Source organism: Streptomyces cavernicola (assembly GCF_029968035.1).
GTDB classification, from domain to species: domain Bacteria; phylum Actinomycetota; class Actinomycetes; order Streptomycetales; family Streptomycetaceae; genus Streptomyces; species Streptomyces cavernicola.
Window position 1 is genome coordinate 70,259 of sequence record NZ_JASCIQ010000036.1, and the last position, 20,617, is coordinate 90,875.

Below are 20,617 nucleotides of genomic sequence, written 5' to 3' on the forward strand. Positions count from 1 at the left end.
GGGTACGGGGCGAAGCCCCGAGGGTCAAGACTGGTCAGCCTCCGCCGCCAGCGCCCCCCGCAGCCACTCGTGGGCCGTTCCCGGGTTGGGCTCCGCGGGGCCCGTCAGGTCGGTGACCAGCTGCCAGTACCGGTCGATGCGAGGGTCCTCCGCCAGGACGGCGCTGAGCCCGCGCCGGAACTGCGGACTGTCCCGCACCCCCGCCGCAGCGGCGTACGCGGCCACGAAACCGTCCAACTCCTCGCCCGCGTACGGCGGTCGGCCCGACCGCAGGGCGGGCGCCGCCAGTGCGAAGGCCTCGGCGAGCGCGGTGTAGAGCACGGCCGGCCGGTACCCGTCGGCGGTGCGGTGGGCGGCCGGCTGGCAGTCGTCCCGCACCGCGTTCCCCGGGCAGGGGCCCGACACGAAGGCGTGCAGCCGGGCGAAGGCGAGGACCTGGTGCGGCGCCGGGTCGTCGGGCAGCTGTGGAACCGCCTGCTCGACCACCGCCGCCCGCACCCCCGCCGGAAGCCGCGGCGGCAGCCAGCCCCGCCAGAACCGGGCGAGCGCGTCCGTGCTCGGCGGCATCGTGACCGCACCGACGAGCCGCAGCCGCTCGGCGCGCTCCTCGGCCGGGCACTCGTGCAGCAGCCGCAGCGCCGCCTCCCGCCAGCGCAGCGCCGCCAGCTGTGAGCCGATGCCGCGCAGCCGGTCCGCGACGACGTCCTCCAGAGCACCGCCGACCCCGTCCGCGCCCTCCGCCTCCAGGACCCGCCCGACGTCCGGCACCGGCAGGTCGAGGGTGCGCAGCGCGCGGATCGTACGGAGCCGGTCGAGCGCGTCCGAGCCGTACCGCCGGTGGCCGCCGGTGCTGCGCGCGGCCTCGGGCAGCAGTCCGCGGTCGGAGTAGAAGCGCACGGTCTTGACGGTGACGCCGGCCTGCTCGGCGAGCTCCCCGATGCTCCACAGGCCGTCCGGCGACAGGGCTTGCGACACGGCTTGAACCTCCCTCAGGGGGAGTTCCTACGGTACCGGCGAGCACAGCGAGGTCGGCAACGGGAAGAAACGGGAAGAGGAGACGACGATGACGATGACGGCATTCGTCCTGGTTCCGGGCGCGCACACCGGCGGCTGGGTGTGGCGGGAGGTCGCAGAGCGGCTGCGCGCGGCCGGGGCCGAGGCGCACCCGGTGACGCTCACGGGGATGCGGGACAGCGAAGCAGAGCCCCAACAGCCGGTCCTGGAAGAGGAGTTCGGGCGGGTGGACCTCGGCACGCACGTCGACGACGTGGTCCGCCGCATCGACCGGCTGCCCGCCGCCGCGGAGGTCGTCCTCGTCGGCCACTGCTACGGCATCCACCCGGTCCTGGAGGCGGCGGCCCGCCGTACGGACCGGATCGCGCGGATCGTGTACGTGGACACGGCCCCGGCGCAGGACGGCGACCCGGCCCTCGCGCTGATCCCCGACCGGGAGGTGCGCGAACGGCTGGCCGCCCCCGAAGGGCCCGCACAAGCCGCCGCGTACGTCCCGCCCCCGGGCCGGGAGCGCTGGCCGCTCTGGGGCAGCCTCGACGACGTGCCCGACGCGGCCCTCGACCAACTGGCGGCCCGCGCCGCGCCCCAGCCGACCGGCACCCTGACCCGGCCGCTGCGCATCCCGCCCGAGGTGGCCGCGCTGCCCTCGACCGGGGTGCTGTGCACGGCGAACGGCTCGACCCTCGCCGTACTGCGGAGCATCGTCGGCCTCGGTGAGCCGCGGCTGCTCGGGCTGACCGAGCCGCAGGTGCGGTTCCTCGAACTGGCCGCGGGCCACTGGCCGATGCTGTCCGCGCCCGAGGAGCTGGCCGCGCTGCTGCTGCGCGCGGCGGCCGGCGAGGGCGAGCGGCTCGCGGCGCCGAGCGGGCCGCCCCAGCACCTGCGGCCGTTCCTCCTCGACGTGCCCGAGCGCCCGCGCGAGCGCGTGGGCCGGGTCGACCTGTACGCGCCGGATGACGCGACCCCCCGGACGCCCCGCCCCGCCGTCCTGCTCGTGCACGGCGGCCCGGTGCCCGCCGACGCCCGGCCGACGCCCCGCGACTGGCCGGGCTACCGGGGCTACGCCGACCACCTCGCCGGGCAAGGCGTGTTCGCGGCGACCGTCGACCACCGGATGCACGACGTGGCCGACTGCCCGCGCGCCGCCGACGACGTGGCCGCCGCGGTCGAGCTCGTACGCGCCGATCCCCGGGTGGACGCGGACCGGGTCGCGCTGTGGTTCTTCTCCGGCGGCGGGCTGCTCTCCGCGGACTGGCTGGCGACCCCGCCGCCCTGGCTGCGCTGCGTGGCGGCGACGTACCCGATCCTGGCGCCGCTGCCGAGCTGGGGGCTCGGCGACTCCCGGTTCCGCCCGGACGAGGCGGTGCGCAAGGCGGGCGAGCTGCCGTTCGTGCTGACCAGGGTGGGGCTCGAACTCCCGGAGATCGCGGCCACGGTGGAGACGTTCCTGACCGCCGCGCGCGCGTGCTCGGCCCGCGTCGAGGTGGTCGACCTGCCGGACGGGCACCACGGCTTCGAGACCATCGACCACACGGAACAGGCACGTACGGCGGTACGGGACGCGGCAGCCCGCGTACGCGCGTATGTGCAGGCCTGAGGCGCGCGCTCAGGACGTGGGCAGCTGCTTGCCGTAGTCCACGACCTGCCGGGCGTCGGGCTTGCTGAACTCGAAGTCCGTTTCCCAGTCCGTCAGCCGGAGCGTGCCGGCCCCGCCGGCGCGCTCCAGGCGCAGCGGGTACGCAGTCCCTTCGAGGGAGACGTGCAGGGTGCCGCCCGCGCCCTTGTCCCCGCTGACCTCGATGGTGCGCTTGCCGTCGGCGGAGCCGCGCGCGCCCGTGGACAGCTTGCCGTGCAGCGTGAGCAGTCCGTCGAGCAGCAGCTCCTTGTCGGTGAACCCGCTGAGCTGCTTGTACGCGGGGTCGCCCTCGGGCACCTTCACGTACTTGCCGTCGAGCTTGTCCGCCGCCAGCTCGTCCGCCGAGTCCGGCTGCTGCTCGCCGCGGCCGCCCTGCGAGCTGTCGCCCTGCGAGGCCCAGAAGTCGGCGTCGGCCTTCAGGAAGAGCTGCCCGTCCACCCGCAGCAGTTCGAACGTCCGGTTCTTGAACCGGACTTCACCGCTGCCGCCGTCCTCGGTCAGCTTCATGTCGAGCTTGTACGTGGCGCCCTTGCTGACCACCGAACCGGCCAGGCGCACCGAGTCCGCGCCCTTGGCCGCGGTCTCCGCCTTGCGCTGGATCTTCGCGGCGGAGAGCTTGCCGACGCCGTTGGTCCCGGCGTCCGGGTCCTTCTCGGCGCCGCAGCCCACGAGCCCCGTCGTCCCCACGACCAGCCCGGCGCACAGGGCGCCGACGGATGCGATGCGGCGGGCTCGGCCCAGAGAGCTGGAGGTCACGTGCGGAGCTGCCTCTCGTAGGGGGGTCGGAGGGACAGTAGGGCAGCGTACCCGTGCTCCGGGCGCTGTCCCGCAGAGAGCCTTATGGACCGCGCACCAGGGCGTATCCGACCGGGACGGGCTAGCCTGAAGCCCGCAAAGCATCAGATGTGCGTACGAAATGCGACATGAAAGCTCAAAGTCGGAAGGAGGCGGACCGTGTCGGCTCCCTCCCGGATCTTCGTCTCCCATCTGTCCGGCGTCGCCGTCTTCGACCCGAACGGCGACCAGGTGGGCCGCGTCCGCGACCTCGTGGCGATGCTCCGCGTCGGCCGCCGCCCGCCGCGCCTGCTCGGCCTGGTCGTCGAACTCTCCACCCGGCGCCGCATCTTCCTGCCCATGACCCGGGTCACCGGCATCGAGTCCGGCCAGGTCATCACGACCGGCGTGCTCAACGTCCGGCGCTTCGAGCAGCGCCCCACCGAGCGCCTCGTCCTCGGTGAGCTCCTCGACCGCCGCGTCACCCTCGTCGACACCGGCGAGGAGGTCACCGTCCTCGACGTCGCCGTGCAGCAGCTTCCGGCCCGCCGCGACTGGGAGATCGACCGGGTCTTCGTACGCAAGGGGAAGGGCGGGGCGCTGCGGCGCAAGGGGGAGGCGGTGACCGTGGAGTGGTCGGCCGTCACCGGGTTCTCCCTGGAGGAGCACGGCCAGGGCGCCGAGTCCCTGCTCGCCTCGTTCGAGCAGCTGCGCCCCGCCGACCTCGCCAACGTCCTGCACCACTTCTCCGCGAAGCGCCGGGCCGAGGTGGCGGCCGCCCTCGACGACGACCGGCTCGCCGACGTACTGGAGGAGCTGCCCGAGGACGACCAGATCGAGATCCTCGGCAAGCTGCAGGAGGAGCGCGCCGCCGACGTCCTGGAGGCGATGGACCCGGACGACGCCGCCGACCTGCTCGCCGAGCTGCCCGAGGAGGACCAGGAGCGCCTGCTCGGCCTGATGGAGCCGGACGACGCGGCGGACATGCGCCGCCTGATGCAGTACGAGGAGCGCACGGCCGGCGGCATGATGACGACCGAGCCGATCGTGCTCCAGCCCGACGCGACGGTCGCCGACGCCCTCGCCCGCGTCCGCCAGCAGGACCTCTCCCCCGCGCTCGCCGCCCAGGTCTACGTCTGCCGCCCGCCCGACCAGACGCCCACCGGCAAGTACCTGGGCCTGGTGCACTTCCAACGGCTGCTCCGCGACCCGCCGTTCACCCTGGTCGGCACGGTCATCGACCAGGACCTGCAGAGCCTGCGCCCGGACACCCCGCTGCCTGCGGTCACCAGCTTCTTCGCCACGTACGACATGGTCGCGGCGCCCGTCGTCGACGAGAGCGGCTCGCTGCTCGGCGCCGTCACCGTCGACGACGTACTGGACCATCTGCTGCCCGACGACTGGCGCGAGACCGAGTTCCATCTGGCCGGGGAGGTGAACGACGGTGGTGAGTGACCGCGACCGGGAACGCGAACGCGAGCTGGCCAGAGCCGAACAGGCCCGGCCGCGCATCCGCCTGGACCAGCCCCGCCCGCCCCGCCGCAAGCTGCTGCCCGAGTACGACCCGGAGGCGTTCGGCCGGCTCTCCGAGAAGATCGCCCGCTTCCTCGGCACCGGCCGGTTCATCGTCTGGATGACGGTCCTGATCATCGTGTGGGTGCTGTGGAACGTGGCGGGGCCCGACCGGTGGCGCTTCGACGAGTACCCGTTCATCTTCCTGACCCTGATGCTCTCCCTGCAGGCCTCGTACGCGGCGCCGCTGATCCTGCTCGCGCAGAACCGGCAGGACGACCGGGACCGGGTCAACCTGGAGCAGGACCGCAAGCAGAACGAGCGCTCCATGTCGGACACCGAGTACCTGACCCGCGAGATCGCCGCGCTGCGGATGGGCCTCGGCGAGGTGGCGACCCGGGACTGGATCCGCTCGGAACTCCAGGACCTGGTCAAGGACATGGACGAACGGTTCGACGCGGTGCCGGCCGAGACGGCCGGGCGGGGGCCCTTCGCGCGTGACGAAGGCGACCGCAGATAGGGCTCCCAGCCCCTCACCCCGTCGCCGTACCATTCCCGTATGGCTACCGACACGTATCCGACCGAAGAGGCGATCCGCGAGGCCCTCTCCACGGTCAACGACCCCGAGATCAACCGGCCGATCACCGAGCTCGGCATGGTCAAATCGGTCGACATCGGAGCCGACGGAGCGGTGGCCGTCACCGTCTATCTCACGGTCTCCGGCTGCCCGATGCGCGACACGATCACGACCCGGGTGACCGAGGCGGTCTCCGCCGTCGAGGGCGTCACGTCCGTGGACGTCACGCTCGACGTGATGAGCGACGAGCAGCGCCGCGAGCTCGCCGAGGCCCTGCGCGGCGGCACCGCCGAGCGCGAGGTCCCCTTCGCCAAGCCCGGCTCCCTGACCCGGGTGTACGCGGTGGCGTCCGGCAAGGGCGGCGTCGGCAAGTCCTCGGTGACGGTGAACCTGGCGGCGGCGATGGCCGCGGACGGCCTGAAGGTCGGCGTCGTCGACGCGGACATCTACGGCCACAGCGTGCCCCGCATGCTCGGCGCGGACGGCAGCCCCACCCAGGTCGAGAACATGATCATGCCGCCCGCGGCGCACGGCGTGAAGGTCATCTCCATCGGGATGTTCACCCCGGGCAACGCCCCGGTCGTCTGGCGCGGCCCGATGCTCCACCGCGCCCTGCAGCAGTTCCTCGCCGACGTGTACTGGGGCGACCTGGACGTCCTCCTGCTCGACCTGCCGCCGGGCACGGGCGACATCGCGATCTCGGTGGCCCAGCTGGTGCCGAACGCCGAGATCCTCGTCGTGACCACCCCGCAACAGGCCGCGGCCGAGGTCGCCGAGCGGGCCGGCTCCATCGCCGTGCAGACCCACCAGAAGATCGTCGGCGTCGTCGAGAACATGTCGGGCCTGCCCTGCCCGCACTGCGACGAGATGGTCGACGTCTTCGGCACGGGCGGCGGCGAGCGCGTCGCCGAGGGCCTCACGAAGACCACCGGCACGCAGGTGCCCGTCCTCGGCTCCATCCCGATCGACGTCCGCCTGCGCGAGGGCGGCGACGAGGGCAAGCCCGTCGTCCTCTCCGACCCGGACTCCCCCGCGGGCTCCGCGCTGCGCGCCATCGCGGGCAAGCTGGGCGGCCGCCAGCGCGGCCTGTCGGGCATGACGCTCGGCCTCACCCCGAAGAACAAGTTCTGAGCACTGCTCCACCCGTACGCGGAAGGGGGCGCCGTCATCTGCTGACGGCGCCCCCCTTCCGCGTATCCGCGGCGTATCGACCGCCTACTGCCCGTCGTACGCCGCGATGTCCTTGACCACCGAGAAGCCCAGGCCGTACGCGCTCATACCGCGGCCGTACGCGCCTAGGTGGGCGCCACTCTGCGTGGAGCCGGCGAGGACCCAGCCGAACTCGGACTCGCGGTAGTGGAACGGCGTGGGCACGCCGTCCACCGGGAGCGTCAGCGTCGTCCAGGGCTCGCTCGCGAGGTCGTCGGCGAGCACCCAGGCGGTCTCGGTCTGCTGTTCCAGCCAGTCGTCGCGCAGCGAGTGGTCCATCTGCTGCGGCCAGGTGCGGGTGAGCAGGCCGACGCCCGCGAGCCAGGCCGCCGAGGACATCGACGTGGCCTCCAGGACGCCGGTGCCGTCGCCGCTGCGGCGGTTCGGGTTGGACGCCACGGTCACCACGACCGCGAACCGTTCCTTGGCGGACTCCTCCGCCCGCGGCGAGGGCCCGTCGCCGTGGCCGATCGATCCGTGCTCGACCGTGCCGTCCGCGCCCGCCCCGACCTGCATCAGCCAGCGCGGGCCCGTGAATGCCTCGTCGAGGCCGTACCACGGGAACGACGCCAGCAAGTAGCCGTCGACCGCGCGCGCCCCTGTGTGACTCGTCGTCTCCATGTACCCGGCCGCCTCCTCGTTCTCTGCCGGTCCGGAGCGGCCCGCCCCCCTTCGGGCGTCCTCAGTCCGGACAACAACAGAGCAGAATAGCCACCTCGGTCACCCGAGTCGGATTTCGCCCGGGGTGCGCGGGTCGCGAAGCGGCGTACGCGCCGGGCGCATTGTCCCGGTCGTGCCCGGTCAGGTGGCGTCGGAGTCGAACGGCGGGCGCTCGTCCTTGTCCAGGGACTGCGGCTTCTTCTCCAGGTCGGCGCCGCCGCCCTTGGTCAGGCTCGGGCCGGATCCGGCGGAGCCCGTGCCGCTCACCGACTCGCTCTCGTGGCCGTTGACGGCGTCCGAGACCTCGGCCATCTCCTTGCGGAGGTCCAAGCCGTTGCGGATCTCCTTGATCCCCAGCTCGTCGTTGTCCAGCTGCTTGCGGATGAACGTCTTGGGGTTGAGGTCCTCGAACTCGAAGTCCTTGAACTCCGGGCCGAGCTCCTCGCGGATGTCCCGCTTGGCGCTGTCCGAGAAGTCGCGGATCTTACGGATGAAGCCGGAGACGTCCTGGATGACCTTCGGCAACTTGTCCGGGCCGAAGATGAGCACGGCAAGGACCACGAGCGCCACCAGCTCAAGTGCGCCTATGTCATTGAACACCTTGCAGCTCCTTGCGATGTCCGCGGCCCGGGTCTGGGCGGCCCGGGACAGGAGGGACGGAATCCGGGGTACGGGCCCCACCACGGTACCCGGCGATCCTGTACTGCCGGTACTGTCCCGGGGCGGTTCAGTGGCCGTGGGACGAGCGCGGGGTGACGCCTCGGCCCGCCCCGGACCCGTGGCTCGGGGCTTGCGGCCCGTCCCCGCCCCGACCACGTCGTCGGGTCAGCCGCCGGCCGCGCCCAGTTCCAGGGACAGCTTCCGTTCCTCGCCGCCGCGTTCCAGGGTCAGCTGCAGCCGGTCGCCGGGGCGGTGGGCGCGGATCTTGACGATCAACTCCTCGCCGGAGTGCACCCGTTGGCCGTCCACCTCGGTGATCACGTCGCCCGGTTCGATGCCCGCCCTGTCGCCCGGCCCGCCCGGGATGACCGCGGGTCCGCCGTCGCCGCCCTCCTTGGCGACCCGGGCGCCGTCGCCGGTGTACCGGGTGTCCAGGGTGACCTCGATCACCGGGTGGGTGGCCTTGCCGGTATTGATCAGCTCCTCGGCGACGCGCTTGGCCTGGTTGATGGGGATCGCGAAGCCGAGCCCGATCGAGCCTGCCTGCCCGCCGTCGAGCTCCGAGCCGCTGCCCGCCGAGCGGATCGCGCTGTTGATGCCGATCACGCGGGCCTTGTGGTCGACCAGCGGGCCGCCCGAGTTGCCCGGGTTGATCGGGGCGTCGGTCTGCAGCGCGTCCACGTACGAGACGTCGCTGCCGTCGCCCTCCTCGCCGCCCGCGGTGATCGGCCGCTCCTTGGCGCTGATGATCCCGGAGGTCACCGTGTTGGACAGGTCGAAGGGCGCGCCGATGGCCACCACCGGGTCGCCGACCTGCACGTTGTCGGAGTTGCCGAGGGGAAGCGGCTTGAGCCCGCTCACCCCGGACACCTTGACCACCGCAAGGTCGTAGCCGGAGTCCCGGCCGACCACTCGCCCCTTGGCGACCTCGCCGCCGCTGAACGTCACCGACACCTCGCCGTCGTCGCCCGCGGGCTCCACGACGTGGTTGTTGGTGAGGATGTGGCCCTGGTCGTCGAGCACGAAGCCGGTGCCGGTGCCCTGCGCGCTGTCACCGCTGACGTGCAGCGTGACGACGCTGGGCAGCGCACTCGCGGCGATCCCGGCGACGCTCTCCGGCGCCCGCTCCCGGGCCCCCGCGTCGGCCTGCGGGAGTTCGACGGTGCTGATGCCGCCGTGCCGTTCCATGTACGCGCCGATGCCGCCGCCCACGCCGCCTGCGACGAGGGCGAGCACGAGCGCGGCCGCGAACAGCCGCCCCCGCCTCGGCCCCTTCGCGGGCGCGGGCGCGTCGGTCATCAGCAGCGGCTGCTGAGCCTGCGGCGCCCGCCACGGGTCGTACTGCTGCCACTGCCCGACGCTCAACGGCGGCGGCTGGTTCTGGTGCTGGTTCTGCGGCTGCGGCTGGGTTCCGTGCGGCGGGGTGGTCTGGTGCACCGCGGCCGGGTGCGGGGTGCCGTTGGCCGGGGTGCCGTGCGCGGGCGTCGCGGAGGCGGAGGCGGGGGCGGCCGTCGCGGGCGCGCTCTGCGTGGGCGGCACGGCGTACGCGGGTACGGAGGTGCCTTGCGGGGGCGTGCCCTGCGGGGGCGTGGCCTGCGTGGGCGTGGCCTGCGTGGGCTGAACTGCCGTTCCGTGCGCGGGAGTCGGCACCGGGCGCTGTACGGGCGGCGCGGGGGCCCAGGGGCCGGGTTCGCCGTAGGGCGGCGTGCCGTACGGGTCGGGGTCGTGCAGCGGCTTGGGCCGTGCGGGCGCGGCTTCGGCCTGCTCCCGCCGGTCGGCGGCCCCGCCGTTCTTGCCGCCCTTGGCTATCGTGACGCCGCTCTTCGCCTTCGGTGCGGCAGGCTCAGCCGACTCGGGATCAGCCGAACCGGCTTCCCCGGAAGGGGAGTCGGCGGGCGCGACCGCATCGCTGGGGCCGCCGTGATCCTCGGATATGCCGTGCCCCTCAGGCGCACCGCGGTCTTCGGATATCTCGCCTGTCTCGCCCGTCTCGCCGCCGGAGGCGCGCTCACGGTCGGCGGACGCGGGTGCGGCCGGGCGGCTCCACCACTTCGCCTTCGGTCCGGTGGGCTTGCCCTCGTCCATGCTCTCCCCACACCTGGTCCGCGGCAGGGCCCGCGGGCAGCCACGCGGCGGTCCGCCGCTCGATCAGATTCCTCGTGTCCGCGCACCCGCTCGGGCAGCGCGAACACCGAGGATTCAACCAGGTTCGCGAACCGTCGTGCAGGCGACCGCCTCAGTGGCGGGACGAGAGTGCCGTCCCGGAGCCGGGCGCGGCCGGGGGCAGCGCCGTCGACGCCGTGGACTGCTTGCGCTCGTCCGCCGCGGAACCGGACCGTTCCTCCTGGCCCGAGGCCTCCTGCTGCTTCGTGTTCGACTTGGCCGGGTACTGCGGGAACCCGGAAGCCGGACGACGTATCAGCGGGGAGAGGGCCGAGGAGCCGGTGAGTATCGGCGATGCCATCCAGTCCTGCAGGGCGCGTGGCCGGTGCGGCGCGAGCGGCACTCCCGGCACCTGCGGCGCCGCCACTCCGGTGGCGCTCATCGGCGCCGCGAACGCCCCGGGTCTGCTGCCCTGCTGCGCCCCGGCGGGATGACTGCCGCGCCGCCGCTGCCCCTCGCGTGCACTGTTGCCGTTCGTCCCTTGCGTACGCAGGGGGCTGGCCTTGGAGCCGCGGGCGTCCGCCGACGTGTCGGCCGGGGCCGGCACGCCCGTGGAGACGCCGCCGAGCGCGATCGCCGCGAGCGAGACGGCGCCCGCCGCCGCGAAGGCGAACCGGCGCCCACGCGAGGCCGCCGACCGCTCCTGCAGCGAACGCCCCACGTCATGGATCCGGAAGCCGCGCTCCTGCGAGCCGTCGGACAACGGGCCGTCCGTGAGCGGCTCGGACAGCGGGTCGGCCAACGCCCCGTCGGGCAGCGGCCGGGCGGCGAAGGCGCCGTCCGCGCGCATGTCGAAGAGCGGGCCGGTGACGGGGCCGCCGAAGTCGCCGCGGTCGCCGTCACCGCCCGCGGGTAGTCCCTGCAGGCGGGCCAGGAAGGATTCGGAGGGCGGTGGGGGCGCCGTGGAGGCGAAGTACGACTTCAGGCTGCGCTGGGCGTCGGCCTCCGCCTTGCACTTGGGGCAGGTCGCGAGGTGCGCCAGGACGCGCTCGCGGCTGTCGTGCCCCAACTCGCCGTCCACCAGAGCGGCAAGCCGGTCTCCCAGATGCTGCTCGGAGAGGTGCCCCTCGGCCGGGTTTCGCCGTGATCCGCTCACGCCGTCGCGCCCCCTCCTCCCAGCACGGGCACACCGGTGACCGCGAGCGAACGGCGCTCCGCGCGGGCCTCGGGCGACCGGTGCTTGAGGGCCTTGCGGAGCTGGGAGCGGCCGCGGTGGATCCGGCTGCGGACCGTGCCGAGCTTCACGCCGAGGGTGGCGGCGATCTCCTCGTACGAGAGTCCCTCGATGTCGCAGAGGACGACCGCGGCGCGGAACTCGGGCGCGAGGGTGTCGAGCGCCTGCTGGACGTCGGCGTCGAAGTGCGTGTCGTTGAAGACCTGTTGGGGCGAGGGCTCGCGGCTGGGCAGTCGCTCCGCGGCGTCGTCCCCGAGGGCGTCGAAGCGGATGCGCTGCTTGCGGCGGACCATGTCGAGGAAGAGGTTCGTGGTGATGCGGTGCAGCCAGCCCTCGAACGTGCCCGGCGTGTACGTCGAGAGGGAGCGGAAGACGCGGACGAAGACCTCCTGCGTGAGGTCCTCCGCGTCGTGCTGATTGCCGGTCAGGCGGTACGCCAGGCGGTACACCCGGCCGCTGTGGGTGCTGACGATCTCCTCCCAGGTGGGCGGAGTCCACGCCTGCGAATCCGCTTCGGCGGCGAAGGTCGCGGTCTGCACGGAGTCGGCGGCGCGGGATCGGTCAGCTGTGTTGGTCACGGATTTCGGCCCGACCTCCGACCTGAGGAAACGACGCCGCAGTCGCGACATCCTTCCTCGGCCCTCGGCCGCAGCCGCACCTCCCCTGTCGGCTCTGGTGGTGTCCAGTGGAGCCCCTACCATAGCCACCTCGCCCGTTAGCTCCGGATAAGCGTTTTTACGTGAATTTGGAAGTCGGGCTGCGGTGTCCCGCGTTCCCCGACTTTCCTTTCCACTCCCTCTTAACGCCCGGTCCCATCTGCGGGTTCCCGGCCCCAACGGATACAGTCACCGGCAGGCCGAAGGCCGTCGACAACGGGGACAGGAGAGGGCGATTACCGGCAACCGTCAGCCGACCTTGGCGTTCGTGGACGCCTTTGTCGTCGAGGACGAAGCGCTGCACTGGGCCCGTGAGCGGGCTCGGGAGACGGGGCTTCGCCCGGTGTCGCCCGGCACCGGAACCGCGTTGCGGATGCTCGCCGCGGCCGCGGGCGCCAAGGCGGTCGCGGAGATCGGCACCGGAACCGGAGTTTCCGGTATCCACCTTCTCCACGGCATGCGCCCCGACGGCGTCCTCACCACGGTCGACCCCGAGCCGGAGCGGCAGCAGTTCGCCCGGCAGGCCTTCCGCGCCGCCGGCTTCGCCAGCAACCGCGCCCGTTTCATCCCCGGCCGGGCCCTCGACGTACTGCCGCGGCTCGCGGACAGCGGATACGACCTGGTGTTCTGCGACGGCGATCGCACGGAGTGCCTGGAGTACCTAGCTGAATCGTTGCGCCTGTTGCGGCCCGGCGGCCTCGTCTGCTTCGAGGGCGTCTTCGCGGACGGCCGTACGGTCGACTCGGGGCCGCAGCCCGCGGAGGTCGTGAAGCTGCGGGAGTTGTTGCGGGCGGTGCGGGAGAGCAGTGATCTTGTGCCGGCCGTGTTGCCGATGGGTGATGGGTTGCTCTGCGCGGTGAAGCGGTAGGGGTTTTGGGGGGCGGTCCGGTGCGGTCCGGTGCGGTGCGGGTCGGCCGTGCGTGCAGGTCGGACGTGGCTCGCTTTTGCGCAGTTCCCCGCGCCCCTGATCCAGGTCGTCCGGGGCTCGCTCGGCCCCGCCCCCACGTCGCCCGTGGCTCGGTTCGCGCAGTTCCCCGCGCCCCTGAGTTGGTTCCCCGGCGCCTCGAAGCGAGGTCGTCCGGGGGGCCGCCGCGCAGTTCCCCGCGCCCCTGATCAAGCCCCTGAGAAGGCCTCTTCGGGCCCCGGTACGACACTGCCCCGGCACGCTGTTAGTGTGCCGGGGCAGTTGAAAAGTGGTGAGCGCTTCCGCGTCAGCCGGCGACCTTCATGAGTTCGTCGCCGAGCGCTTTGGCCTCGTCCGGGGTCAGCTCGACCACGAGCCGACCGCCGCCTTCGAGCGGAACGCGCATGACGATGCCCCGCCCCTCCTTGGTCACCTCGAGCGGGCCGTCGCCCGTCCGCGGCTTCATGGCCGCCATGCTCGTTCCCCTTCCTGAAACCAGCTCATCGCAGCCGGCGGCCCCATGACAGGCGCTGTGTCACCGGCATCGAACACATTGCTTCCCAGCCATTATCCCGCATCGCAGGACCCGATGACCAACATCGGTAGGCATCGCTTGCGCAACGCACTTGCCCAAAACCACTCAATTCGGCGATGTGGCTGCGATACTGCGCCACCTCGCACGCCCTGCCACGCTCCGATTGTTTGACGCAGGTCACATGCCGGAGCACATGTCGGGCGCAGATGATCTCCGCCATGCTGTGCTTGGACGACACCGACCGATGGAGGGGACCGACATGGCCGACACCGTGCTCTACGAGGTGAGCGACGGGCTCGCGACGATCACGCTGAACCGCCCCGACGCGATGAACGCCATGAACACGGACGCCAAGGTCGCCCTCCGCGACGCGCTCCAGAAGGCCGCCGAGGACACCGCCGTACGGGCCGTGCTGCTCACCGCGACCGGCCGGGCGTTCTGCGTGGGCCAGGACCTCAAGGAGCACATCGGCAAGCTCGCCGAGGACCGCGAGGCGGGCACCAGCGGCACGATGAGCACGGTGCGCGAGCACTACAACCCGATCGTGCGCGCCCTGACCGGGATGCAGAAGCCGGTCGTCGCAGGCGTGAACGGCGTCGCCGCGGGCGCGGGCTTCGGCTTCGCGCTCGCCGCCGACTACCGCGTCGTCGCCGACACCGCTTCGTTCAACACGTCCTTCGCGGGCGTCGCCCTGACCGCCGACTCCGGGGTCTCCTGGACGCTGCCCCGCCTGATCGGCCAGAGCCGCGCCGCCGACCTGCTGCTCTTCCCGCGCAGCATCAAGGCGCAGGAGGCGTACGAGCTGGGCATCGCCAACAAGCTCGTGCCGGCCGACGAGCTCGCCGCCGAGGCGGAGCGCACCGCCCGCGCCCTGGCCGCCGGCCCGACCCTCGCGTACGCGGCGCTGAAGGAGTCCCTGGCGTACGGGGCCGGGCACTCGCTCGACGAGACGCTGGAGAAGGAGGACGAGCTGCAGGCCAAGGCGGGCTCGTCCGCGGACCACCACATCGCGGTGGAGGCGTTCATCGCCAAGGAGCAGCCGAAGTACCTGGGGCGCTGAGGCGTACGCGGGGTGGCCCGGCGGACTTACCCGCGCCGGGCCACGCAGTCCTTCAGGTGGTCGTCGACGAGGCCGCAGGCCTGCATCAGCGCGTACGCCGTCGTGGGGCCGACGAAGCGGAGGCCGCGCTTCTTCAACTCCTTGGAGAGCGCGGTCGATTCGGGCGTGATCGCGGCCACGTCGGAGATCGTGCGCGGCACCGGTCTGCCGGCCGCGTCCGGGGCGAACGACCAGATCAGCGCGTCCAGTTCGCCCGGCGACCAGTCGGCGAGGACCTTGGCGTTGGCGAGCGTCGCGGCGATCTTGGCGCGGTTGCGGATGATGCCCGGGTCGGCGAGCAGGCGCTCGGCGTCGGCGTCCGTGAACTCGGCGACCGCGGAGATCTTGAAGTCGGCGAAGGCGCGCCGGAAGCCTTCGCGGCGGCGCAGGATCGTGATCCAGGACAGGCCGGACTGGAAGGCCTCCAGGCAGAGGCGTTCGTACAACGCGTCGTCCCCGTGGACCGGGCGGCCCCACTCCTCGTCGTGGTACGCCACGTAGTCCTCGGTGGAGAGGGCCCAGGGGCAGCGCAGGGCGCCGTCGGGGCCCGGCAGGGCGGTGCCTTCGGTCATCGTCTCGGCTCCTCGGGGGCGTCCGGGGGCGTGCCCGGCTCGGTGGGCGGGGCCGGCAAGCCGGGCGGGGCCGGCGGGCTGTCCTGGACGGGCGGCGGACCCGCGCTGTCCTCCGGCTCCTCGACCAGGCCGCGGCCTGCGCCCGACGCCATGGCCTGGGCGCCCGCGAGGGAAGCCTCAAGCTCGGCGATCCGGGCGTCCCGCTCGGCGAGTTCGGCGCCGAGGCGGCTCAGGGCGTCGTCGACGTCCAGCATCCGGTAACCCCGCAGGGCCAGGGGGAGGCGGAGCGCCTCGACGTCGGCCCGGTGCACGGGGCGCGTCACCGGCAACGGGTCGGTGAGCCGCTCGGGCTCCGCATCGGGCAGCGCGGTGGACTCGCCGCCGCCCACGACGGCGAGCGTGACCGCGGCGACGACCACGACCAGCGCGATGAGCAGGAACCAGAACACGAACAACTCCCGGGTACGGGCCGCGCGCCGGTCCGGGCCGCCGGACGCGCGAAGAGTGCGGACTGACAGAGTTTGCGTACAGAGACGTTGCGCCCGCGAGGGGGCGAGTCCACGTCCGATCGTGCCATGCGCCACTGACAGTTAGGGTCGCAGGCGACCGATGCGAGGAGGAATCAAGGGGATGGGCAGCCCGCTACGGCTCGGACGGCGCGAATTCGGTGCGCACGAGCCAGTGATCATGGCGATCGTCAACAGGACCCCGGACTCCTTCTACGACCAGGGGGCCACGTTCCGCGACGAGCCGGCTCTGGCGCGCGTGGAGCAGGCCGTCGCCGAGGGCGCCGCGATCATCGACATCGGCGGGGTCAAGGCCGGTCCGGGCGAGGAGGTCACGGCCGTCGAGGAGGCCCGGCGCACGGTCGGCTTCGTGACCGAGGTCCGCCGCCGCTTCCCGGACGTGGTGATCAGCGTCGACACCTGGCGCCACGAGGTCGGCGAGGCGGTCTGCGAGGCGGGCGCGGATCTGCTCAACGACGCCTGGGGCGGCGTCGACCCGAAGCTGGCCGAGGTGGCGGCGCGGTACGGCGCGGGCCTGGTCTGCACGCACGCGGGCGGCGCCGAGCCGCGCACCCGCCCGCACCGGATCGCGTACGAGGACGTGATGGCGGACATCCTGCGGGTGACCGTCGGCCTGGCCGAGCGGGCGGTGGAGTTGGGGGTGCCGCGCGAGTCCGTGCTCATCGACCCGGGGCACGACTTCGGCAAGAACACCCGGCACTCCCTGGAGGCGACGCGACGGCTCGGGGAGATGGCGGCGACGGGCTGGCCGGTGCTCGTCTCCCTGTCCAACAAGGACTTCGTGGGCGAGACCCTGGACCGGCCGGTGAAGGAGCGGGTGCTCGGCACCCTGGCGACCACGGCGGTCTCCGCGTGGCTGGGCGCGCAGGTGTACCGGGTGCACGAAGTCGCCGAGACGCGCCAGGTGTTGGACATGGTCGCGACGATCGCGGGCCACCGGGAACCGGCGGTCGCGCGGCGCGGGCTGGCCTGAGCGCACACCCCGAGGACGTCAAAAGCCCCAGTACGCGCGCGCACTGGGGCTTTTCCCTGCCGTGCCCGAGGGCGCCGGAAGCTACCGCCCGACCTCCTTCGTCACCAGGGAGACCGCCTCGTCCACGTCGTCCGTGACGTGGAAGAGCATCAGGTCGTGCGGGGAGGCCTTGCCGCCGGCGATCACCGTGTCCCGGAGCCAGTCGACGAGGCCGTTCCAGTACTCCGTGCCGAACAGCACGATCGGGAAGCGGGTGACCTTGCGGGTCTGGACGAGGGTGAGCGCCTCGAAGAGCTCGTCCAGGGTGCCGAGCCCGCCGGGCAGCACCACGAACCCCTGCGCGTACTTCACGAACATCGTCTTGCGGACGAAGAAGTAGCGGAAGTTCACGCCGATGTCGACGTGCGGATTGAGGCCCTGCTCGAAGGGGAGCTCGATGCCGAGGCCGACGGAGACGCCCCTGGCCTCGCGCGCCCCCCGGTTGGCGGCCTCCATCGCGCCGGGGCCGCCACCGGTGATCACCGCGAAGCCGGCCTCGACGAGCGCGCCGCCGAGACGCACGCCCGCCTCGTACTCGGCGGAGCCCACCGGGGTGCGGGCCGAGCCGAACACGCTGATCGCGGGCGGGAGTTCGGCGAGCGCGCCGAAGCCCTCGACGAACTCCGACTGGATGCGCATGACCCGCCAGGGGTCGGTGTGCACCCACTCGGAGTCGCCCTCGGAGTCGAGGAGGCGCTGGTCGGTGGTGCCGGGCGTGACCTGTTCACGGCGCCGCACGACCGGACCGAGGCGCTGCTCCTCCAGCGGACCCTGTGCTTCCGGATTGCCCATGAACGTCCCCTTCCGCTGACACTGTTGCCGTTTCAGCGTAGGCCGACGGGGGTGACGAACAGCGTCATTGCGAGCAAGATCGATATGAACAGGCCCTGGGCGGGATGCCGGACGGGGCCAGGACAACGGCGAGCTCAGGACGCCAGCCAGGCCCGCAGCCGCTGTTCCGCGCGCAGGATCTCGGCGGTCTGCACGCGCTCGTCCGCCTTGTGCGCGAGCAGCGGGGCCCCCGGCCCGTAGTTCACCGCGGGGACGCCGAGCGCGCTGAACCGGGAGACGTCCGTCCAGCCGTACTTGGGCCGGGCCTCGCCGCCCACCGCGGCCATGAACGCGGCGGCCGCGGGGTGGTCGAGTCCGGGCCTGGCGCCGCCGGTGTGGTCGTCGACGACGAACTCCTCCACGCCGCAGTCCGCGAAGTAGTCCCGTACGAACTGCTCCGCCTCGGCCATGGAACGGTCCGGCGCGTAGCGGAAGTTGACCACCACGGTGCAGGCGTCTGGGATCACGTTGGTGGCGACGCCGCCCTCGATCCGGACGGCGTTGAGGCCCTCGTGGTACTGGAGTCCGTCCACGAACGGCTTGCGCGGCTCGTACTCCGCGAGCCGGGCCAGGATCGGGGCGGCCTTGTGGATCGCGTTGTCGCCCATCCAGGCGCGCGCGGAGTGGGCGCGCTCCCCCGACAGCTTCAGGTGCACCCGCAGCGTGCCCTGGCAGCCGCCCTCGACCTGGCCGTCGGAGGGCTCCAGGAGGATCGCGAAGTCGCCCTCCAGCCAGTCCGGGTGGGCGTCCGCGACATGTCCGAGGCCGTTGAGGTGGGCGGCGACCTCCTCGTTGTCGTAGAAGACGAAGGTGAGGTCGCGGTTGGGCTCGGTGACGGTCTGGGCGATGCGCAGCTGGACGGCGACGCCGGACTTCATGTCGCAGGTGCCGCAGCCCCACAGGACGCCGTCCTCGTCGAGCCGGGACGGCACGTTGTCCGCGATCGGCACGGTGTCGATGTGCCCGGCGAGCACGACGCGTTCGACGTGGCCGAGGTGGGTGCGGGCCACCACGTTGTTGCCGTACCGGTCCACGGTGAGGTGCGGCAGGGCGCGCAGCGCGGTCTCGATGGCGTCGGCCAGCGGCTTCTCGGTGCCGCTCTCCGAGGGGAAGTCGACGAGCTGGGCGGTCAGCCGGGCCGCGTCAAGGGTGAGGTCAAGTGCGGTTTCGGACATGCCATGGACCCTACGCGCTCTGTTCACAAGGGCGTTGTGCAAGCCGTATCCCGGACTCCAGTACGGTTGGCGCGTGCCCGAGCAGCCCCCCACCTTCTTCAGGCGCGGCCGCGTTCTGCGCGCCGCCGCGGCCTTCGCCGTGCTGCTCGCACTCGCCGGCTATCTGCTCCTGCAGTACGAGGGCGGCGGCCGGCCGGCCCCCGGCTGCCGGGTCGTCTCGGCAGCCGGTGACGGGGGGACGTACGAGATGAGCACCGAGCAGGCCGTGAACGCCGCGGCGATCTCCGCGGTCGGCACCTCGCGCGGCATGCCCGAGCGGGCCGTGACGATCGCCCTGGCTACGGCCCTGCAGGAGTCGGCCCTGCGCAACATCGAGCACGGCGACCGGGACTCGCTCGGCCTGTTCCAGCAGCGCCCCTCGCAGGGCTGGGGGAACACCGAGCAGATCATGGACCCGGTCTACTCTGCGGGGAAGTTCTACGAGCACCTGGAGAAGGTCCCCGGCTACTCGCGGCTCCCGCTCACGGTCGCCGCGCAGCGCGTCCAGCGCAGCGGCTACCCGCAGGCGTACGCGAAGCACGAGCCGGACGCCGCGCTGCTCTCCGCCGCCCTGACCGGACGCGCCGCCGCGACCCTGACCTGCGGCACGGAGCCGGCCCGCGAGCCGGGCGACCCGCAGCGGGTGCGGGAGGCGCTCGTACGGGACTTCGGCGAGGACGTGCTGCCGCGCGCGAAGGGCACGGACGCCGCGGACTCCGCGGACGCCCGGCCCGCGCGGGACGGCAAGGGGAAGGCCGCGCGGCCCACGGTGACGGTGCCGGTCTCCGCGGCGCTCTCGGCTCGCGGCCGCGACGCACAGCGCGGCTGGGAGCTGGCGCACTGGGCGGTGGCGCACGCGTCCGCGCTGCGCATCGAACGGGTCTCCTACGCGGGTCGCGAGTGGAGCGCCGCGGATTCCGGGCACCAGTGGCGCAAGGTGTCGGACCGGGCGCCGGAGCGGGCGTCGGGCGGCAGGAGCGGGGCCGCGGGGAGCGTCGTCGGCGGTGCTGCGGACGAGGTAGTGATCACCACCGCCCAGTAGTGCGGGCCCTCACCCGATCGAGGGAGTCGGGTCAGTGGCGCGAGGACGTCGCGCGCGCTTCGTCGCACACCCTTCCGCAAGTTCGCCATATCCCTTGCCCGGCAAGCGAAGTGAGGATTCTGCAGGGCGACTCACGGCCGCACCTTTTTCATTCCGTTTGCCCCGTTTTAGCCACAGCCGATAATGCGACGCATTACCAACTCTTTACGTTGCCGTCCCGCAACCTTCGACGGCTTCGAGCGGTAGTCACGGCGTCCGTACGCCGGTCCAGGCCGGATGCACCACGCGGACACACCAACGTTGTCTTCCGTCACACAAGGAGCATCATGTCCCTCCCCCTGACCCGCCGGATCGCCCGTGCCGCGCTGCTCAGCGCAGCGGGAGCAGTTTCCGTGGTCGGTGCGGCCGGCTCCGCGAGCGCCGTCGATCTGCCGGGCGCGTCCGGCCTCGGCGGCCTGACCGCCCCGGACGGCGGCGGCCTCGGCAGCACCGTCGAGGGCGCCGCCGACAACGTCTCCGGGCTCGCGGGCGGCGCGGGCGAGAAGGCCACCGGGAAGACCGTGCCCGCGGCGGGCGAGAAGGCGGGGAACACCGTCGGCGACACCAGCCGGACCGTCGGCAAGACCGGCAAGAGCACTGCTCCGGTCGCCAAGAAGGCCGCGGGTGGGCTGGTCGGTGGCGCGACCGAGACGCTGGGTGAGACGGCTGGGTCGGCGACCCAGAACGAGCTGCCGGTCGAGACGCTGCCCACGGGTGGGCTGCCGCTCGGCTGATCTTTCGTACGTACGCGGAGGGGCGGGGGGGGGGGGGGCGGGCGGCGGCCGGCGGGCGGGGGGGGGGGGGGGG

The 20,617-nt window shown here is 72.8% G+C and carries 21 protein-coding genes; 9 read left to right on the plus strand and 12 right to left on the minus strand.

Translation table 11 applies throughout. From position 1 onward, the window contains the following. Positions 1-24: 24 nt before the first annotated feature. A complete protein-coding gene (locus QIS96_RS28645) occupies positions 25-975 on the minus strand; it encodes a MerR family transcriptional regulator (RefSeq protein WP_282545679.1) in 951 nt (316 codons plus the stop codon). A gap of 94 nt (positions 976-1,069) precedes the next feature. On the opposite strand from QIS96_RS28645, the gene QIS96_RS28650 reads away from it, so the two are divergent. Then, the gene (locus tag QIS96_RS28650; RefSeq protein ID WP_282545701.1) at positions 1,070-2,611 is read left to right on the plus strand and encodes an alpha/beta hydrolase family protein; all 1,542 of its coding nucleotides are present in this window, start codon (positions 1,070-1,072) and stop codon (positions 2,609-2,611) included. Positions 2,612-2,620: 9 nt separating this feature from the next. Here QIS96_RS28650 and QIS96_RS28655 read toward each other — a convergent pair whose 3' ends face one another. Then, positions 2,621-3,406 (minus strand): hypothetical protein, encoded by a 786-nt coding sequence (locus tag QIS96_RS28655; protein ID WP_282545680.1) that lies wholly within the window; start codon positions 3,404-3,406, stop codon positions 2,621-2,623. Between the two features lie 198 nt (positions 3,407-3,604). On the opposite strand from QIS96_RS28655, the gene QIS96_RS28660 reads away from it, so the two are divergent. Genes QIS96_RS28660 through QIS96_RS28670 form a run of 3 tightly spaced genes read left to right on the plus strand, consistent with a single transcriptional unit; the run spans position 3,605 to position 6,644 of the window. Beyond that, positions 3,605-4,879, plus strand: a complete 1,275-nt coding sequence (locus tag QIS96_RS28660) for a magnesium transporter MgtE N-terminal domain-containing protein (protein ID WP_282545681.1) — start codon at positions 3,605-3,607, stop codon at positions 4,877-4,879. Then, the gene (locus tag QIS96_RS28665; RefSeq protein ID WP_282545682.1) at positions 4,872-5,456 is read left to right on the plus strand and encodes a DUF1003 domain-containing protein; all 585 of its coding nucleotides are present in this window, start codon (positions 4,872-4,874) and stop codon (positions 5,454-5,456) included. Before QIS96_RS28660 ends, QIS96_RS28665 begins: the two co-directional genes overlap by 8 nt. Positions 5,457-5,495: 39 nt before the next feature. Then, positions 5,496-6,644: an Mrp/NBP35 family ATP-binding protein gene (locus QIS96_RS28670; RefSeq protein ID WP_282545683.1), complete on the plus strand. Its 1,149-nt coding sequence runs from the start codon at positions 5,496-5,498 to the stop codon at positions 6,642-6,644. Between the two features lie 84 nt (positions 6,645-6,728). On the opposite strand, the gene QIS96_RS28675 is transcribed toward QIS96_RS28670, so the two are convergent. The 5 genes from QIS96_RS28675 to sigE all read right to left on the minus strand — a co-directional run bounded on the left by QIS96_RS28675 (position 6,729) and on the right by sigE (position 12,080). Further along, complete coding sequence (locus QIS96_RS28675; protein ID WP_282545684.1) at positions 6,729-7,343, minus strand: hypothetical protein; 615 nt, start codon at positions 7,341-7,343, stop codon at positions 6,729-6,731. A gap of 180 nt (positions 7,344-7,523) precedes the next feature. Further along, positions 7,524-7,982 carry a sec-independent translocase gene (locus QIS96_RS28680; RefSeq protein ID WP_282545685.1) on the minus strand — a complete coding sequence of 153 codons (459 nt, stop codon included), beginning with the start codon at positions 7,980-7,982 and terminating at the stop codon, positions 7,524-7,526. Between the two features lie 225 nt (positions 7,983-8,207). Beyond that, entirely contained in the window at positions 8,208-10,127 is a 1,920-nt protein-coding gene (locus tag QIS96_RS28685) for a trypsin-like peptidase domain-containing protein (RefSeq protein WP_282545686.1), read from the minus strand. 151 nt (positions 10,128-10,278) lie between these two features. Next, a complete protein-coding gene (locus QIS96_RS28690; RefSeq protein ID WP_282545687.1) occupies positions 10,279-11,301 on the minus strand; it encodes an anti-sigma factor family protein in 1,023 nt (340 codons plus the stop codon). Further along, a complete protein-coding gene (gene sigE, locus QIS96_RS28695) occupies positions 11,298-12,080 on the minus strand; it encodes an RNA polymerase sigma factor SigE (protein WP_282545688.1) in 783 nt (260 codons plus the stop codon). The genes QIS96_RS28690 and sigE overlap by 4 nt, the downstream gene beginning before the upstream one ends. Before the next feature lie 115 nt (positions 12,081-12,195). Between sigE and QIS96_RS28700 the strand changes: the two genes are divergently transcribed. Further along, positions 12,196-12,903, plus strand: coding sequence for an O-methyltransferase (locus QIS96_RS28700; protein WP_282545702.1), 708 nt, complete (start codon positions 12,196-12,198; stop codon positions 12,901-12,903). A gap of 343 nt (positions 12,904-13,246) precedes the next feature. Here QIS96_RS28700 and QIS96_RS28705 read toward each other — a convergent pair whose 3' ends face one another. Continuing rightward, positions 13,247-13,414, minus strand: a complete 168-nt coding sequence (locus QIS96_RS28705) for a DUF3117 domain-containing protein (RefSeq protein WP_282532901.1) — start codon at positions 13,412-13,414, stop codon at positions 13,247-13,249. A 319-nt stretch (positions 13,415-13,733) separates the two neighbouring features. Between QIS96_RS28705 and chcB the strand changes: the two genes are divergently transcribed. Then, positions 13,734-14,534 (plus strand): 2-cyclohexenylcarbonyl CoA isomerase, encoded by an 801-nt coding sequence (gene chcB / locus QIS96_RS28710; RefSeq protein ID WP_282545689.1) that lies wholly within the window; start codon positions 13,734-13,736, stop codon positions 14,532-14,534. Between the two features lie 26 nt (positions 14,535-14,560). On the opposite strand, the gene QIS96_RS28715 is transcribed toward chcB, so the two are convergent. Both QIS96_RS28715 and QIS96_RS28720 read right to left on the minus strand, forming a co-directional pair. After that, positions 14,561-15,145, minus strand: a complete 585-nt coding sequence (locus QIS96_RS28715; protein WP_282545690.1) for a DNA-3-methyladenine glycosylase I — start codon at positions 15,143-15,145, stop codon at positions 14,561-14,563. Then, a complete protein-coding gene (locus tag QIS96_RS28720) occupies positions 15,142-15,594 on the minus strand; it encodes a hypothetical protein (protein ID WP_282545691.1) in 453 nt (150 codons plus the stop codon). The genes QIS96_RS28715 and QIS96_RS28720 overlap by 4 nt, the downstream gene beginning before the upstream one ends. 181 nt (positions 15,595-15,775) lie before the next feature. Here QIS96_RS28720 and folP point away from each other — a divergent pair, with 181 nt between their 5' ends. Then, positions 15,776-16,645 (plus strand): dihydropteroate synthase, encoded by an 870-nt coding sequence (folP, locus tag QIS96_RS28725; protein ID WP_282545692.1) that lies wholly within the window; start codon positions 15,776-15,778, stop codon positions 16,643-16,645. Between the two features lie 81 nt (positions 16,646-16,726). On the opposite strand, the gene QIS96_RS28730 is transcribed toward folP, so the two are convergent. Together QIS96_RS28730 and dapE are read right to left on the minus strand one after the other, a co-directional pair. Then, positions 16,727-17,476, minus strand: coding sequence for an LOG family protein (locus tag QIS96_RS28730; protein WP_282545693.1), 750 nt, complete (start codon positions 17,474-17,476; stop codon positions 16,727-16,729). A 134-nt stretch (positions 17,477-17,610) separates the two neighbouring features. Then, on the minus strand, positions 17,611-18,690 hold the full coding sequence (gene dapE / locus QIS96_RS28735; RefSeq protein WP_282545694.1) for a succinyl-diaminopimelate desuccinylase: 1,080 nt from the start codon (positions 18,688-18,690) through the stop codon (positions 17,611-17,613). A gap of 73 nt (positions 18,691-18,763) precedes the next feature. Between dapE and QIS96_RS28740 the strand changes: the two genes are divergently transcribed. Together QIS96_RS28740 and QIS96_RS28745 are read left to right on the plus strand one after the other, a co-directional pair. Beyond that, complete coding sequence (locus QIS96_RS28740; protein WP_282545695.1) at positions 18,764-19,771, plus strand: heavy metal transporter; 1,008 nt, start codon at positions 18,764-18,766, stop codon at positions 19,769-19,771. 326 nt (positions 19,772-20,097) lie between these two features. Continuing rightward, positions 20,098-20,544, plus strand: a complete 447-nt coding sequence (locus QIS96_RS28745; RefSeq protein WP_282545696.1) for an ATP-binding protein — start codon at positions 20,098-20,100, stop codon at positions 20,542-20,544. The last annotated feature ends 73 nt before the right edge of the window (positions 20,545-20,617 follow it).

What these genes read in the sequence shown, in the direction of transcription:
- QIS96_RS28650 (WP_282545701.1), top strand. Translation starts at nt 1,070, where the DNA reads ATGACGGCATTCGTCCTGGTTCCGGGCGCGCACACCGGCGGCTGGGTG.
- QIS96_RS28670 (WP_282545683.1), top strand. Translation starts at nt 5,496, where the DNA reads ATGGCTACCGACACGTATCCGACCGAAGAGGCGATCCGCGAGGCCCTC.
- QIS96_RS28675 (WP_282545684.1), bottom strand. Translation starts at nt 7,343, where the DNA reads ATGGAGACGACGAGTCACACAGGGGCGCGCGCGGTCGACGGCTACTTG.
- QIS96_RS28685 (WP_282545686.1), bottom strand. Translation starts at nt 10,127, where the DNA reads ATGGACGAGGGCAAGCCCACCGGACCGAAGGCGAAGTGGTGGAGCCGC.
- sigE (WP_282545688.1), bottom strand. Translation starts at nt 12,080, where the DNA reads ATGGTAGGGGCTCCACTGGACACCACCAGAGCCGACAGGGGAGGTGCG.
- QIS96_RS28705 (WP_282532901.1), bottom strand. Translation starts at nt 13,414, where the DNA reads ATGGCGGCCATGAAGCCGCGGACGGGCGACGGCCCGCTCGAGGTGACC.
- chcB (WP_282545689.1), top strand. Translation starts at nt 13,734, where the DNA reads ATGGCCGACACCGTGCTCTACGAGGTGAGCGACGGGCTCGCGACGATC.
- QIS96_RS28715 (WP_282545690.1), bottom strand. Translation starts at nt 15,145, where the DNA reads ATGACCGAAGGCACCGCCCTGCCGGGCCCCGACGGCGCCCTGCGCTGC.
- folP (WP_282545692.1), top strand. Translation starts at nt 15,776, where the DNA reads ATGGGCAGCCCGCTACGGCTCGGACGGCGCGAATTCGGTGCGCACGAG.
- QIS96_RS28730 (WP_282545693.1), bottom strand. Translation starts at nt 17,476, where the DNA reads ATGGGCAATCCGGAAGCACAGGGTCCGCTGGAGGAGCAGCGCCTCGGT.
- dapE (WP_282545694.1), bottom strand. Translation starts at nt 18,690, where the DNA reads ATGTCCGAAACCGCACTTGACCTCACCCTTGACGCGGCCCGGCTGACC.
- QIS96_RS28745 (WP_282545696.1), top strand. Translation starts at nt 20,098, where the DNA reads ATGTCCCTCCCCCTGACCCGCCGGATCGCCCGTGCCGCGCTGCTCAGC.